Here is a 15,919-nt window from a genome sequence, read left to right on the forward strand (position 1 = left end):
GATGGACATCAAGGTCATTCTGTTAACGATCGCCGTTTCCTTTTTGCTTGCGGTTTTGCTCGGGCCTTTGTTCATCCCGCTGCTGAGGCGCCTGAAGTTCGGACAGCAGATCCGGGAAGAAGGGCCGCAAAGCCACCAGAAGAAGAAGGGAACGCCGACGATGGGCGGCATCATCATTTTGCTGGCGCTTCTGTTGTCGTTCCTTCGTTTTTCCGACAAGACGGGCGACTTCTGGGTGCTGCTTGTCGCCGCTCTCGGCTTCGGACTGGTCGGGTTTCTGGACGACTACATCAAAATCGTGTTCAAGCGCTCGCTCGGATTGACGGCCAGACAGAAGCTGTTCGGCCAGCTGCTGTTCGGCATCATCGTCTGCGTATTGCTGTACCGGACAGACCACAGCACGGCCATTTCCGTGCCGGGTACGGACTGGTCGTTCGATCTGGGCTGGTTCTATTACGTTTTCGTCATCATTATCATGTTCGCTACGAGCAACTCGGTCAATTTTACCGACGGCCTCGACGGCCTGCTGGCCGGTACGAGCGCCATTGCGTTCGGGGCGTATACGATTATCGCCATGCGGATGACGGAGCATGAATCGGCGGTGTTCTCCGCGGCGATGGTCGGCGCCGTGCTCGGTTTTCTTATTTTCAACCGGCATCCGGCCAAAGTGTTTATGGGGGATTCGGGTTCGCTCGCGATCGGCGGCGGCCTGGCCGCCGTGGCGATTTTGACGAAGACGGAGCTCCTGCTGATCGTGATCGGCGGGGTTTTCGTGATCGAAATGCTGTCTGTAATTATCCAGGTCACCTCGTTCAAGCTGCGGGGCAAACGGATATTCAAGATGAGTCCGATCCATCATCATTACGAATTGTCCGGCTGGTCCGAGTGGCGGGTCGTCGTCACGTTCTGGACAGCCGGTCTTGCGCTGGCCGGTCTTGGCCTTGCGCTCGCGAAAGCAATGTAACAAACGCGATATTTGACACCAGGAACGCATTGTCGAAGGAGATGGCAATTATGAATCATCCGGCCTCGTACAAGAACCGTCGCGTCGTCGTATTGGGGATGGCGAAAAGCGGCTTCAGCGTGGCGAGCCTGTTTTGCCGCTACGGCGCGAATGTCGTCGTGAACGACAAGAAAGACCGGGACCAGTGCCCCGAAGCGGACGAGCTGGAGAGGCTCGGCGCGACCGTCATATGCGGCGGGCATCCGGACGACCTGATCACGCCCGACACGGCGCTGCTTGTCAAAACCCCGGCATTCCATACCGCGTGCCGCCGGTTGCGAAAGCGGCGGAGCTCGGCGTAGAGACGGTGACGGAGATTGAAGTGGCGTACCATCTGTCGCCCGCGCCCATTATCGGCATTACCGGCTCGAATGCGAAGACGACGACGACGACGTGGGTCGGCCAACTGCTGGAAGCGGCCGGGATGAACCCGATCGTCGCCGGCAATATCGGCCGCCCGCTGTGCGACGCCGCTCAGGAAGCGGCGGCCGACAATTGGCTCGTCGCCGAATTGAGCAGCTTTCAGCTCAAGGGGACGGCGTCTTTCCGGCCGCGGGTCGCCGCGCTGTTGAACATTGCGGAGACGCATCTCGACTATCACGGCGATATGGACGACTACATCGCGTCCAAGATCAAGCTGTTCGCCAACCAAACGGAAGGCGATTGGGCGGTGTTGAACTGGGACGATCCGGTTTGCCGGCAGGTCGCCCAATCGGTGCGCTCGCAAGTTTTGCCGTTTTCGATTCGCGAGCGGCTGGAACGCGGCCTGTTTGCGGAACCGCCGTATCCCGCGGACGGAGCCGCCCCGGAGGCGGAAGGCCATGCGCCCGTCAGGACGATCGTATGGCGCGACGGACGGGGCGGCGAAACGACGCTGCTGCGGGAGGAAGAGCTCGGCGTGCCCGGCGCGCACAACACGGCCAATGCGCTCGCTGCCGCCGCCATCTGCATCGCCGCCGGGGTCAGCCCGGAGCAGCTGTCCGGGCCGATGCGGAGCTTGCGGGCGGTGGAGCACCGGCTGGAATTCGTTCGCGAGCGGAACGGAGTGAAATATTTCAACGACTCCAAAGCGACGAATTGGGCGGCGACCGCGAACGCCCTGCGCTCGTTCCGGGGCGGCGTCGTTCTCATCGCCGGCGGGCTTGACCGCGGCTCCGACTATATGGAGCTGCTGCCGGTGCTGCGCGAACGGGCGAAGGCGCTCGTCGCGCTGGGCGAGACGCGCGGCAAGCTGGCCCGCGTCGCAGAGCTGGCAGGTTTAGCCGCAATCAAAATCGTCGAACCTGAGAAGGACGCCGAATCGACGCTCCGCAAGGCGGTGCGCGAAGCGGCCCTTCTCGCCGAACCGGGCGATACGGTGCTGCTGTCGCCTTCCTGCGCGAGCTGGGATATGTTCGCATCCTATGAAGAACGGGGGCGCATTTTTAAAGATTCGGCGCATAACTTGTAAGTAGGGGGCTCGTCCCTACTTTCGCAGGCAAGAGGTGTCGATATCTATGGCTAAAGCCCGCTCCGCTCCCGACGTGTTCATGATCGCGTCGATCGCGCTGATACTCGCCATCGGCATAGTTATGGTGTACAGCGCCAGCGCCGTGCTCGCCTTTCACGAATTCGGCGACAAATTTTATTACGTGAAGCGTCAGCTGCTGTTCGCCGCGCTCGGCATCGGCGCGATGATATTCACGATGAACACCGATTACTGGATATGGAAAAAATGGGCCAAGCTCGGCCTGCTCGTTTGTTTCGGGCTGCTCGTCATCGTGATCGTTCCCGGCATCGGCGTCGTGCGCGGCGGCGCGCGCAGCTGGCTCGGGATCGGCTCGTTCGGCATTCAGCCGTCCGAATTCATGAAGCTGGCGATGGTCATCTTTCTCGCCAAGCTTCTCGCCGAACGGCAGCAGCAGGTCACGCAGTTCGCGCGCGGGCTGCTGCCGCCGCTCGGCCTGCTCGGCCTTGCGTTCGGACTGATCATGCTGCAGCCGGACCTCGGCACCGGCGCGGTCATGTGCGGCGCCTCGCTGCTCGTCATCTATGTGGCCGGCGCCCGCCTTTCGCATCTCGCGTCGCTCGCGGCGGTCGGGCTGGCCGGATTAGCCGGGCTTATACTGGCCGCGCCTTACCGGCTGCAGCGGATTACCGCATTTCTGGATCCGTGGCAGGACCCGCTCGGGGCCGGCTACCAGTCGATCCAGTCGCTGTATGCGATCGGGCCGGGGGGGCTTGTCGGGCTCGGCCTCGGCATGAGCAGGCAGAAATACAGCTATTTGCCGGAGCCGCAAACGGATTTCATCTTTTCGATACTGGCCGAGGAGCTGGGCTTTATCGGCGGCGCGGCCGTCATCCTGCTGTTTCTTATTCTGATCTGGCGCGGCATGAAGACGGCGGTGGCGGCGCCGGATGCGTTCGGCAGCTTGCTCGCCACCGGCATCGTCGGCATTATCGGCGTGCAAGTGCTGATCAACATCGGCGTCGTGATCGGCCTGATGCCGGTTACCGGCATTACGCTGCCGCTCGTCAGCTACGGCGGATCGTCGCTTACGCTGCTGCTTACAGCGCTCGGCATTCTGCTTAATATATCCCGTTATTCGAGGTGACGTTCATGCGAATCGTATTGACCGGCGGCGGAACGGGAGGACATATCTATCCCGCCATCGCGGTCGGCAAGCAAATGATGCGCGAGCATCCGAACGCCAAGCTTCTCTATATCGGCACGGAACGGGGACTCGAAAGCCGGATCGTGCCGGAGGCGGGCATCCCGTTCGAGTCGATCGACATCACCGGCTTCAAGCGCAAGCTGTCGCTCGACAACGTGCAGACGGTGATCCGATTTCTGAAGGGCGTTCGCCGCTCGAAGGAGCTGCTCCGCCGCTTCAAGGCGGATGCCGTCGTCGGTACCGGCGGGTACGTCTGCGGCCCGGTCGTCTATGCGGCGGCCCGTCTCGGCATTCCGACGCTCATTCACGAGCAGAACGTCATCCCCGGCCTGACGAACAAGTTTCTGGCCCGGTACGCCGACTGCGTAGCCGTCAGTTTTCAGGAATCGCTCGCCCATTTCGGCAAAGCAAAACGGACCGTTCATACCGGCAATCCGTGCGCGACGCATGTTGCGGCGGCGAACCGGAACAAAGGCTACGCCGCTCTCGGCTTGCCGGAAGGAAGCCGGATCGTGCTGGTGGTCGGCGGCAGCCGGGGAGCGAAAGCGATAAACGAAGCGATGGTGGACATGGCGCCGCTGCTCGGGCGGCTGCCAGGCGTCCACTTTGTGTTTGTGACCGGCGAGACTTATTTCGAGCGAACGATGGAGCGCATCCGGCAGGTTACGCCGATCGTCGCCAATTATTTGCACGTGCATTCCTATCTGCACAATATGCCGGAGGTGCTGGCCGCCACGACGCTCGTCGTGGGACGCGCGGGCGCATCCTCGCTGGCGGAGATTACGGCGCTCGGCCTGCCGTCGATTCTCATTCCGTCGCCCAATGTGACGAACAATCACCAGGAGGCGAACGCCCGCAGTCTGGTCGAAGCGGGGGCCGCGGAGATGGTGCTGGAGAAAGATTTGCGCGGAGCGGAACTGCTTGACAGGATCGACGCCATCTTGAGCGACGAGCATCGTCTCCGTTCGATGCGGCGAGCGTCGGAGGGGCTCGGCATGCCCGACGCGGCGGAGCGGATCGCGGCGGAGCTGAACCGCCTGACGCGGCGAGGCTGACCGCGTGAGGAGCGGAAACCGCCTGACGTGCCGGCTGCAGCGGTCTGGGCGTTTGTCACACCCGCATCGCATGCGGCATAAGATACCGTATAAATCGTGACTGCCAACCAGGCGGCCCGGTTTGACGAATCCTGACGCCGCTGGCGGCCGGACGCAAGGAGCGCTCGGATTCCGGCACAGACGAAGCAACAAGGAGGTTCGACCACATGAGGCAAACGATATCGCAACTGGAAGCGCTCGGGCAAGTCATGTACGACGAACCGCTCGCGCCATATACGACATGGAAGATCGGTGGGCCCGCCGATGTTCTCTTTATTCCCGGCGGCAAAGATGAGCTGGTGTCGGCCATCCGTCTGCTTAATCGGCATGGCGTCCCGTGGACTCCGCTCGGCCGGGGCTCCAACATGCTCGTCAGCGACAAAGGGATTCGCGGCGTCGTCATCAAAACCGGGGATTCGCTTGATTACATTCGCTTTGAGGATGAACTCGTTCATGCCGGAGCGGCGTATTCCTTCATTAAATTATCCGTAATGGCGGGGAAGGAAGGGCTGACCGGACTGGAATTCGCGGGAGGAATTCCGGGCACGGTCGGCGGAGCCGTCTATATGAACGCGGGCGCCTTGGGATCGGATGTGTCACGTATTTTCCAATCAGCTGAAATTGTACTGGGAACAGGGGAATTGGTTCGATACGAAGCGGAGGATATGAAGTTCTCTTATCGTCATTCGATATTGCAAGAACAGCCGGGCATCGTCGTGGAAGCGACATTCCGGCTGGCGCGGGGGGACAGGAAGACGATCGCCGCGGCGATGGCGGCGCACAAGGCCAGACGGCTTGAGACGCAGCCGCTGCAGATGGCCAGTGCCGGAAGCGTATTCCGCAATCCGCCGAACGATTATGCCGCCCGGCTGATCGAAGCGGCAGGTCTGAAAGGCTTCCGTCACGGAGGCGCTGAAATTTCCGCGCAGCACGCCAATTTCATTGTCAACACCGGGCAAGCGACAGCTGAAGACGTTCTCGCCCTCATGACGCATATCCGGAAAACCGTGAAAGACAAATTCGGCATCGAGCTGGTACCGGAAGTATTGGTGATGGGCGAACGGTAATTCGGAGGTGGTGATACATTGGATAAACTGGTGATTGAAGGCGGGAAACCACTCTCAGGAACCATTGCCATCCATGGAGCGAAAAATGCCGCATTGCCGATATTGGCTGCCAGCGTGCTGGCTTGCGGAACCGTCACAATCGACCATGTGCCCAAACTGCTGGATATCGGGGTGATGCTCGATCTGCTCCGGGAGCTGGGCTGCCGGGCTTGGCATGAAGGCGAAACCGTCGTGCTCGATACGGCGCCCGCGCATACATCCCATGTACCGGAAACGCTTATGCGCCAAATGCGCTCGTCGATCTTTCTGATGGGACCGCTGCTGGCGCGATTCGGAGAAGTACAGGTTTATCAGCCCGGAGGCTGCGCCATCGGCGAACGCAAAATCGATTTGCACCTGCAAGGGCTCGAGGCGCTCGGCGCGGAAGTGATCGAGCTGGGCAACCGGATTATTTGCCGCGCTCCCCGTTTGATCGGGAACGATATCCATCTCGCTTTCCCGAGCGTCGGCGCAACGGAAAATATTATGATGGCCGCCGTTCTGGCCGAAGGGCGGACGACGATTACGAATGCCGCGCGCGAGCCGGAAATTCAGGATTTGCAGCGATTTCTCAACAAGATGGGCGCGAAAATTATGGGCGCCGGAACCGATACGATTACGATCGAAGGCGTCAGGAAGCTTGAGCCCTGCCGTTACGAGGTTATTCCCGACCGGATCGTAACCGGCACCGTCATGGTGGCCGCCGCCGCAACCCGCGGGCAGGTGACGCTGCAGAACACCAATCCGGCCCATCTGACGTCGCTCATTCATGTGCTTCGCCGCTGTGGTGTTCAAATCGCCATCGACGGTGATATAATGAAAGTTAGCAGTTCCGCAAGGCCGAAGGCGATCGAGCGCATCGTCACGTCTCCGTATCCGGCCTTTCCGACCGATCTCCAGTCCCAGTTGATGGTGCTGCTGGCGGTCGCGGATGGAACGAGCATCATGAAGGAAACGATTTTGAAGGCCGCTTCAAGCATGTGGAAGAATTGACCCGGATGGGGGCGGACATACGCGTCGATATGAACGCGGCTTTCATACGGGGCGTTCCGAGACTGTACGGCGCGACCGTAGAAGCGACCGATTTGCGGGCGGGGGCAGCGCTCGTCATCGCCGGTCTTGCGGCTCAGGGCCGCACGATCGTCGAACAGGTGCATCACATCGACCGCGGCTATGACCGGATCGAGCAGATGCTGTCGCGACTGGGCGCCCGTATAACGAGATATTCCGCCGTACCCGACAACCGGGTCGTTCCCGGATAACCGAAAGGCGGTTCACTCCCGGCTCCCGCCTCTTAAAGTGGGAGCGGATGTTTTACGAAAGAAGGGACAAGCCATGTCTGAACCGATTCCGGTCCTCCGGGAGCCGGAGCGAAAGCGAAGGGGCAATCGGAAAGTACTGGCCGTGCTCCTGCTTCTGTTCGTCGTGCTGCTCGCGGTATTATTTTTCAATTCTTCTATCAGCAAAATTTCGTCTCTGGTCATAGAGGGTGAAATGTATTTGACGGCCGCGGAAATCCGGGAAGCTTCGGGGCTTGCGGTCGGGGACGCTTTCTTCGGCGCCGGAGCGGCGACGATCGAGAAACGCGTCAAAACGTTGAAGCCTGTCAAGGAGGTCGAGGTGACGAAACATTTTCCCGGCGTCGTGCGCATCGCGGTGCAGGAATACAACGCGGTGGCGTTCGAACTGTCCTCGACCGGGGAGTTGACCGCGATCTTGTCGAACGGCGCGAATATTCCGGTCGTCGGCGGCAGCATCGTTGCGGACAAGCCGGTGCTGACGGGCTGGAAACCGAACGATCCGGTCAAGGCCGAGCTATCCAGGCAGTTGGCTCGCATACCGGCCAAGGAGCTTTCGGACATATCGGAAATTACCCCGTATCCGTCGAAGGCGTATCCCGACCGGATCAAAATATATACGCGCACGCGGTTCGAAGTCGTGACGGCGGTGTCGGTGCTGAAGGACAAAATTCCGATGCTCAATGCCGTCGTCGAGACGCAGCAGCCGGGGCGCGTGACGATGCTGCTGGCCGACACCTATGAGCCTTACGAGCAGGAGACCGACGAATTAGAGACTACTCAATAGCAACAAAAAATGGTAGTATTTTATGGGTAAAGCCGCGTTTGGGCCTTTCGTTTCGACGGATTCGGAGAAATTGCCAATTACTTCATGTATGAAAAATTTGTAGAAAAAGAGGTTTCGTCAATAACGCGTTGAATATGATAGAAATGCATTTATTTTATAACAAAGAGATGCGATTTTCATGCAAAGCGCATGATACATGCAATCGTGAAACGGGAGGTGCCGCGGGTTGAGCAACAGCGACATCATTGTCAGTTTGGACATCGGTACGTCCAAGGTTCGTGCTATTATTGGCGAAATGAAAAACGGAGCCATTAATATTATTGGAGTTGGATCTGCCGACTCGGAAGGGATACGAAAAGGAGCCATCGTGGATATCGACCAGACCGTCACATCGATACGCAAAGCCGTCGATCATGCGGAACGGATGGTCGGCATTCAAATAACGGATGTGTACGTCGGAATCCAGGGCAACCATATCGCCTTGCAAACGAACCATGGTGTAGTGGCGGTTTCCAATGAGGACCGCGAAATCGGCGAAGAAGATATCGAGCGGGTGCTGCAGGCGGCCAAGGTCGTTGCGCTTCCGCCGGAACGCGAAATTATCAATCTCGTCCCGAAGCAGTATTTGGTGGACGGGCTTGAAGGCATATCCGATCCTCGCGGCATGATCGGCGTCCGCCTCGAAGTGGAGGCGACGATCGTCACCGGAGCGAAGACGGCGATACATAATTTGATGCGCTGCGTAGAGAAGGCGGGGCTTCAAATTTCCGGCGTCATTCTGATGTCGCTCGCTTCCGGCGTCATGTCGCTCACGAAGGACGAGAAATCGATGGGAACGGTGCTGGCCGATGTGGGAGCGGGCGCCACGACGGTCGCAATCTTCGATCAGGGCAGTCTGGCGGCGACTTCGACGCTGCCGATCGGCGGGGAATACGTCACGAACGATATCGCCTACGGTCTCAGAACCCAGACGGAGCAGGCGGAGAAGATCAAGCTCAAATACGGCTGCGCGCTCGTCAGCGACGCCGCCGAAGACCAGAAGTTCAAAGTTGTGCGGATGGGCACGAATATCGAGAAGGAATTTTCGCAAGTGGATTTGGCTAACATTATTGAGCCGCGCATGCAGGAAATTTTTCATCTGATTCGGGAAGAAGTCCGGCGACTCGGATACGGGGACAAGGTGAACGGCTATGTATTAACCGGAGGAACGGTCATGCTGCCCGGAACGCTGGGACTGGCCCAGATGGAGCTGGAATCGTCGGTTCGTATCGCGGTGCCCGACTATATCGGCGTGAGAGATCCTTCTTTCAGCAGCGGTGTCGGGATTATCCAGTACGTGTCGAAGCATATGAAGCTGCGCGGCGGAGGAGGCGGTTCCAAGAAGCCGGCTGGCCGCAAGAGCGGTGCGGCAGCTGCGCCGAAGCCCGGCATATTCGAACGGCTCAAAAATATGTTTAGCGAATTCATTTGATCGGGGGAATCATAATGTTGGAATTCGATTTTGATATGGAAACGATGGCCCAAATTAAAGTAATCGGGGTGGGGGGAGGCGGCAGCAACGCGGTAAACCGGATGATCGAGAACGGCGTCAAAGGCGTCGAATTCATTACGGTCAATACGGACGCGCAGGCGCTCAATCTGTCCAAATCCGAGCACAAGCTTCAAATCGGAGACAAGCTGACCCGCGGTCTCGGGGCCGGCGCCAACCCCGAGGTCGGCAAGAAGGCGGCCGAAGAGTCCCGCGATCTGATCAGTAATACGCTGAAAGGCGCCGATATGGTGTTCGTCACCGCCGGCATGGGCGGCGGAACCGGTACGGGGGCGGCTCCCGTAATCGCCGAAATCGCCCGCGAATGCGGCGCGCTGACGGTCGGCGTCGTGACCCGTCCGTTCACGTTCGAAGGGCGGAAGCGTTCCGCTCATGCCGAGATGGGCATCGAAGCGCTGAAGGACAAAGTGGATACGCTCATTACGATCCCGAACGACCGTCTGCTCGAAATCGTCGACAAGAAGACGCCGATGCTCGAAGCGTTCCGCGAAGCGGACAACGTGCTTCGCCAGGCGGTACAGGGCATTTCCGACTTGATTGCCGTACCGGGCCTGATCAACCTCGACTTTGCCGACGTCAAGACGATTATGACCGAACGGGGCTCGGCGCTGATGGGCATCGGCATCGCCTCCGGGGAGAACCGGGCGGCGGAAGCGGCCCGCAAAGCGATTATGAGCCCGCTCCTCGAGACGTCCATCGACGGCGCCCGCGGGGTCATTATGAATATTACGGGCGGCAGCAATCTGTCGCTGTACGAAGTGAACGAAGCGGCGGAAATCGTCATTGAAGCTTCCGATCCGGAGGTCAACATGATTTTCGGCGCGATTATCGACGAAGAGATGAAGGACGAAATCAAGGTGACGGTCATCGCTACCGGCTTCGATTCCAAACCGGAACAAAGCCGCGGCCGCGTCCTCAATCAGCAGCCGGCCGAGCAGCATACGGAACAGCGCCAGTCCGCGACGAATGTGAAGCCGTTCGGCAGCCATTCGAACGACCAGCTGGACATTCCGGCTTTCCTGCGCAATCGTCCGCGCGGCTGATTGTATCTTGCGCTCGTCATTATCGAACGGTATCGAAACATAACAGGGACCCCCTTTCCGAAGCCTGTACGGCAGCGGAAAGGGGGTCCCTGTTTTGCTCCGGAGACTCGACAAAAAAGATTGCTCCTGACGGCATGATTAGACAGACTTTGAAATAGTATTTTACTATACTAGTCTCAATCGCGCTCCAGCGCTTCGGCCTGACAGGCCTGCCGGGCGCCGCTTCAGGAAGGTGAAGCGATGGCAGTATATGTTGACGTCGTGTTCGCGATGAACCTGATGATTGACGGAAGCCTTTTGCTGATGACGGCATGGATACGGGATATCCGGGCCGTCTGGTGGAAGGTGCTGGCCGCTGCGGCGATCGGAGCGTCATATGTTATGCTCATGTTCGTTCCGACGCTATCGTTTTTGTTTACGTTCGCCATCAAATTCGTACTGTCCCTGCTCATGCTTTGGACGGCGTTCGGGTTTGCGAGTTTGCAATCGTTCATACGCAACGTTGCCGCATTTTATGCGGTTAATTTTGTCGCGGCGGGGGCGGTGCTCGGGGCGCACTACATGCTGCAGGGCCGTTCGGAAATTTGGCAGGGGCTCGCATTTATCGAAGGAGGCGTCCGCGCCGAACTGAAAACCGGCATCGTGTTCGTGTTATCGGCCGTTTGCATCGGCTTGTATATTTACCGTTCCGTCGTCAGAGGGAGACGCGAACGGGAACTGCTGACGGATCATCTGGTCGAGGTATCGGTGTTCATCGGCGAATGCGAGCGCCGCTGCATCGGCCTGATCGATACCGGCAATCAGCTGTACGATCCGTTGACGCGGACGCCGGTGATGGTGATGGAAGCGTCGGTATGGGAAGATGAGCTTCCGGCATCGTGGCTGGGTCATATCCGCCAGTCGCAGGTGGACCGTCTTGTAGCCGGAATAAGCGATGAAGAACCGTTCAAATGGCAAGACCGGCTGCGTCTTGTTCCGTACAGAGGCGTCAACCGCGGCACGCGCTTCATGCTGGCGCTGAAGCCCGACGCGGTCTGCATCGAGCGGGACGGGCGGCGGGAGGAAAGCCGCAAGGTGCTGGTCGCTCTCGATGGCGGAACGTTGTCGGCGGATGGGGCGTACCGGGCGATCATTCATCCGTCTTTGGTGCAGCAGCTTCATAAGGCTAATTAGACCGCGGAATATTACTGGGAGGGATGGACCGCATGTTCGTCAAATGGAAATTGATCCTGCAGTTATATTATTACCGTGTTTTATTTTTATTCGGGTTAAAGAGCGAAGAAATCTATTATATCGGAGGCAGCGAGGCATTGCCGCCGCCGCTCACCCGCGAGGAAGAAGAGTATTTGCTCGAGAAGCTGCCTTCGGGCGATTCCGCGATCCGGGCGATGCTCATTGAGCGGAATTTGCGTCTTGTCGTGTATATCGCCCGCAAGTTTGAAAATACGGGCATTCATATCGAGGATCTCGTTTCCATCGGCGCGATCGGTCTGATCAAGGCGGTCAACACGTTCGATCCGGAGAAAAAATCAAGCTGGCCACCTATGCGTCGCGGTGCATCGAAAACGAAATTTTGATGTATTTGCGCCGCAACAGCAAGACGCGCACCGAGGTGTCGTTCGACGAGCCGCTGAACATCGACTGGGACGGCAACGAATTGCTTCTGTCGGACGTGCTGGGGACGGAGAACGATACGATCTACCGCAATATCGAGGAACAGGTCGACCGGAAGCTGCTGCATAAAGCGCTCGACAAGCTGACCGAGCGCGAACGGATCATTATGGAGCTGCGTTTCGGCCTCGCCGACGGCGAAGAGAAAACGCAGAAGGATGTCGCCGACCTGCTCGGCATTTCGCAATCGTATATATCGCGGCTTGAGAAACGGATAATCAAGCGTCTGCGCAAAGAATTCAATAAAATGGTCTGAGAGCGGCGCGGCCCTTCTCCATCCGGAGGAGGGTTGCGGTATTTGTCGGACGGTGTCGGATCAGGAATAAAAAAGGGGGCCGAGGAGATAATGTACAGTAATGTTTCTCCTTGGGAGGTAATCGCGTTGACCCGAAACAAAGTCGAGATCTGCGGTGTGGATACCGCGAAGCTGCCCGTCCTGACAAACGCTGAAATGCGCGAGCTGTTCACCGCTTTGCAAACGAGAAACGAGCGGTCGGCAAGGGAGAAATTGGTTAACGGAAATTTGCGCCTTGTATTGAGCGTTATCCAGCGGTTCAACAACCGCGGCGAATTTGTGGATGACTTGTTTCAGGTAGGCTGCATCGGTCTTATGAAAGCCATCGATAACTTCGATCTCAGCCAAAATGTCAAATTTTCCACGTATGCCGTCCCGATGATTATCGGCGAGATTCGCCGCTATCTGCGCGACAACAACCCGATCCGCGTCTCGCGGAGCCTGCGCGATATCGCTTATAAGGCGCTGCAGGTGCGCGATACGTTGACGAACCAAAATTCGCGCGAGCCGACGATTTTCGAAATATCGGAGGCGCTGAACGTGCCGAAGGAAGATGTCGTGTTTGCGCTTGACGCCATTCAGGATCCGGTTTCGCTCTTCGAGCCGATATACCACGATGGCGGCGATCCGATCTACGTGATGGATCAGGTGAGCGACGAGAAAAGCAAGGACGGCACCTGGATCGAGGAAATCGCCTTGCGGGAAGCGATGCACAAGCTGGGCGAGCGGGAAAAGATGATTTTGTCGATGCGATTTTTCGAGGGGAAGACGCAGATGGAAGTGGCCGAGGAAATCGGCATTTCGCAGGCGCAAGTGTCCCGGCTGGAGAAATCGGCGATTCAGCAAATGCAGAAGCATGTCAAAATATAACCTCGCGCGGACTTGATCCGCGGCGTGCGGCAATACCGGGCGGCGCTTGCAGGCGCCGCTTTTCGCGTGCCGGAAAACATGCGGACCGCCTGCCGCTCTTTTTCAAACAAACAGGACATTTTCCCATTCGGGCTCATATATTGGTTACTAAGGGCGGAAAGGGGGAGCGGACTTGAAAATATCGGACTTTCAGGCGAAGGACGTCATTAATATCGTGGACGGCAAAAAGCTCGGGCAAATCAGCGACATCGAGCTGGATTTGCGGCACGGACGGATCGATTCGATCGTCGTTCCGCATTACACGAAGTTTTCGGAATGTTCGGCGGCGGGACGGACGTCGTCATTCCGTGGCGCAATATTGTGAAGATCGGGGCGGACGTCGTGCTTGTCCGCATAGACGACGCCAAAGCTTACCGCCAGGAGAATGAGGAGGCCGCGCAGGAAGTGTAAGGGTCGCTCTCGCGCTTGGCGTTATGGTACACTGGTAGCGGAGGTGCGACGAATTGATGGAACCGTTTCGTGAGCGAACGTCGGCGAAAGGACCTTCGCTTTTTTTATTATCTTCTTGGGTAAAACAATATAAAGGGCTGACCGCCGGATTTACCGGAAGGAACGGCGGCGTCAGCGGGCCGCCCTGGAACAGCCTGAACGTCGGCCTGCATGTCGGCGACCGGCCCGAAGATGCCGTCCGCAACCGGCGCATCGTCGCGGAAGCGATCGGCTGGCCGTTCGAAGCGTGGACATGCGCCGAGCAAGTGCACGGCGATCGCGTGCATGCGATCGGAGCCGACGAGAAAGGCAGCGGACGCGAATCGACGGAATCGGCGATTCCCGCCGCCGACGCCATCATGACGGCGGAGCCCGGCGTGCTGCTCGTCTCCTTCTATGCCGACTGCGTTCCGCTTTATTTCTACGATCCGGAGCGGGGCGTCATCGCGCTGGCGCATGCCGGCTGGAAAGGGACGGCGCTCGAAATCGCGAGCCGGACCGTCGAGGCGATGACGTCCGTATACGGCAGCCGCCCGTCGGCGATCCGCGCGGCGATCGGGCCGTCTATCGGCGGCTGCTGCTACGAAGTGGACGAACCGGTCATCGCGCGGATGGAGCCGCTCGTCCGCTCGCTTGCCGGCATATCCGGCATATCCGGCGACCGTCCGGCAATCATACCGACGGGAGAGGGCAAGGCGAGGCTCGACTTGAAAGAAATGAACCGACAGATTATGATAAAAGCAGGAATTATGCCGATCCATATCGAAATGTCTCAATGGTGCACAGCTTGCCGTACCGACCTTTTTTTCTCTTTCCGGGCGGAAGGGGGCCGGACGGGACGGATGGCCAGCTGGATCGGCATCGGAATGGAGTGAAACGAATTTTGACGCTGCAGGACAGACTTGACGCGGTGGAACGCCGCCTGCAGGCGGCATGCGCACGCAGCGGCAGGTCCCGGGAAGAGGTCCGGATCATTGCCGTGACCAAATATGTCGGAACCGCAACGGTCCTGGAAGCGCTGCGCTGCGGCATCCGCCACCTGGGCGAAAACCGGTGGCAGCAGGCGGAACCGAAGTGGCGGGCGATCAGCGGACCGGACGCCGCCGCCGATTATGCGGTACAAGCCGTCTGGCATTTTATCGGCTCGCTGCAATCGAACAAAGTGAAAGACGTCATCGACAAATTTACATACATTCATTCGCTGGACCGGATGTCGCTCGCTCAGGCTATCGACAGGCATGCGGCGCGTCTCGGCATCGTCGTGCCGTGCTTCGTCCAGGTGAACGTATCCGGCGAACAGTCCAAGCACGGTCTCGCTCCGGAAGAGACAGAGCATTTCCTCAAGGAGCTTGCCGCGTTCCGCTCCATTCGCCCGATCGGACTGATGACGATGGCGCCGCATGAGGAAGATCCGGAAGCGACGCGGCCCGTATTCCGGCAGCTTCGCCTCCTGCGGGACGAGCTGAATGCACGTTCGGCAACGGCGGAGCCGTTGACGGAATTGTCCATGGGAATGTCCAACGATTTTGAAATTGCGGTCGAAGAAGGCGCAACGTGGATTCGGCTCGGTACCGTACTGGTAGGAAAAGAGGAGGTATGAAGCGATGAGCGTCATGAACCGTTTTATGAATTTTCTGGGACTGCAGGAAGAAGAGGAAATTATCGAACGCGAAAAAGAAACGGAGCCGGCCGCGTACGAACAAGAAAATGAAACGCATCCGGCCGTGCAACGTAAAAGTATGAAAGGAAGCAATATCGTCAGCATTCATGCGCAGAAGAACGTCCGCGTCATTCTGAGCGAGCCGCGTACCTATGACGAGGCGCAGGAGATTGCCGACCATCTTCGTTCGCACCGGTCGGTGATCGTCAATCTGCAGCGCGTCAGGACCGATCTCGCCGTTCGGGTTGTCGACTTTTTGAGCGGTACGGTCTATGCGCTGAACGGCAGCATTTCGAAGGTGGGACCGAATATATTCCTTTGTACTCCGGATACGGTCGAAATTCAAGGCACCATTAGCGACATGCTGGCGGATGAGAACGACTACAAAAAATGAGGTGAC

Annotated in this window: 12 protein-coding genes and 4 pseudogenes; all 16 read left to right on the top strand. The window is 58.5% G+C overall.

What is annotated here, in order from left to right:
• Position 1 precedes the first annotated feature (1 nt).
• The 16 genes and pseudogenes from mraY to PACILC2_RS12220 all read left to right on the top strand — a co-directional run bounded on the left by mraY (position 2) and on the right by PACILC2_RS12220 (position 15,913).
• The gene (gene mraY / locus PACILC2_RS12145) at positions 2-964 is read left to right on the top strand and encodes a phospho-N-acetylmuramoyl-pentapeptide-transferase (protein WP_062492398.1); all 963 of its coding nucleotides are present in this window, start codon (positions 2-4) and stop codon (positions 962-964) included.
• Between the two features lie 50 nt (positions 965-1,014).
• Positions 1,015-2,453, top strand: a pseudogene (murD, locus tag PACILC2_RS12150) (UDP-N-acetylmuramoyl-L-alanine--D-glutamate ligase).
• Between the two features lie 46 nt (positions 2,454-2,499).
• Positions 2,500-3,597 carry a stage V sporulation protein E gene (gene spoVE, locus PACILC2_RS12155; RefSeq protein ID WP_062492400.1) on the top strand — a complete coding sequence of 366 codons (1,098 nt, stop codon included), beginning with the start codon at positions 2,500-2,502 and terminating at the stop codon, positions 3,595-3,597.
• A gap of 5 nt (positions 3,598-3,602) precedes the next feature.
• Positions 3,603-4,712: an undecaprenyldiphospho-muramoylpentapeptide beta-N-acetylglucosaminyltransferase gene (gene murG, locus PACILC2_RS12160; protein WP_062492401.1), complete on the top strand. Its 1,110-nt coding sequence runs from the start codon at positions 3,603-3,605 to the stop codon at positions 4,710-4,712.
• A gap of 206 nt (positions 4,713-4,918) precedes the next feature.
• Positions 4,919-5,818: a UDP-N-acetylmuramate dehydrogenase gene (gene murB, locus PACILC2_RS12165; RefSeq protein ID WP_062492402.1), complete on the top strand. Its 900-nt coding sequence runs from the start codon at positions 4,919-4,921 to the stop codon at positions 5,816-5,818.
• A gap of 18 nt (positions 5,819-5,836) precedes the next feature.
• A pseudogene (gene murA, locus PACILC2_RS12170) lies at positions 5,837-7,119 on the top strand (UDP-N-acetylglucosamine 1-carboxyvinyltransferase).
• A 73-nt stretch (positions 7,120-7,192) separates the two neighbouring features.
• A complete protein-coding gene (locus PACILC2_RS12175; RefSeq protein WP_213528999.1) occupies positions 7,193-7,942 on the top strand; it encodes a cell division protein FtsQ/DivIB in 750 nt (249 codons plus the stop codon).
• A gap of 226 nt (positions 7,943-8,168) precedes the next feature.
• Entirely contained in the window at positions 8,169-9,413 is a 1,245-nt protein-coding gene (gene ftsA / locus PACILC2_RS12180; RefSeq protein WP_062492405.1) for a cell division protein FtsA, read from the top strand.
• Positions 9,414-9,427: 14 nt separating this feature from the next.
• On the top strand, positions 9,428-10,534 hold the full coding sequence (ftsZ, locus tag PACILC2_RS12185) for a cell division protein FtsZ (RefSeq protein WP_213529000.1): 1,107 nt from the start codon (positions 9,428-9,430) through the stop codon (positions 10,532-10,534).
• A 240-nt stretch (positions 10,535-10,774) separates the two neighbouring features.
• A complete protein-coding gene (gene spoIIGA / locus PACILC2_RS12190) occupies positions 10,775-11,707 on the top strand; it encodes a sigma-E processing peptidase SpoIIGA (RefSeq protein WP_213529001.1) in 933 nt (310 codons plus the stop codon).
• Between the two features lie 32 nt (positions 11,708-11,739).
• Positions 11,740-12,461, top strand: a pseudogene (gene sigE, locus PACILC2_RS12195) (RNA polymerase sporulation sigma factor SigE).
• 126 nt (positions 12,462-12,587) lie between these two features.
• A complete protein-coding gene (gene sigG, locus PACILC2_RS12200; RefSeq protein WP_213529002.1) occupies positions 12,588-13,370 on the top strand; it encodes an RNA polymerase sporulation sigma factor SigG in 783 nt (260 codons plus the stop codon).
• A 172-nt stretch (positions 13,371-13,542) separates the two neighbouring features.
• A pseudogene (locus PACILC2_RS12205) lies at positions 13,543-13,820 on the top strand (YlmC/YmxH family sporulation protein).
• Positions 13,821-13,876: 56 nt separating this feature from the next.
• On the top strand, positions 13,877-14,734 hold the full coding sequence (pgeF, locus tag PACILC2_RS12210) for a peptidoglycan editing factor PgeF (protein WP_213529003.1): 858 nt from the start codon (positions 13,877-13,879) through the stop codon (positions 14,732-14,734).
• An 8-nt stretch (positions 14,735-14,742) separates the two neighbouring features.
• Positions 14,743-15,459, top strand: coding sequence for a YggS family pyridoxal phosphate-dependent enzyme (locus tag PACILC2_RS12215; protein WP_062496689.1), 717 nt, complete (start codon positions 14,743-14,745; stop codon positions 15,457-15,459).
• 4 nt (positions 15,460-15,463) lie between these two features.
• A complete protein-coding gene (locus PACILC2_RS12220; RefSeq protein ID WP_213529004.1) occupies positions 15,464-15,913 on the top strand; it encodes a cell division protein SepF in 450 nt (149 codons plus the stop codon).
• Positions 15,914-15,919 lie beyond the last annotated feature (6 nt).

This window comes from Paenibacillus cisolokensis, assembly GCF_018403665.1.
Taxonomy (GTDB): Bacteria; Bacillota; Bacilli; order Paenibacillales; family Paenibacillaceae; genus Paenibacillus_AH; species Paenibacillus_AH cisolokensis.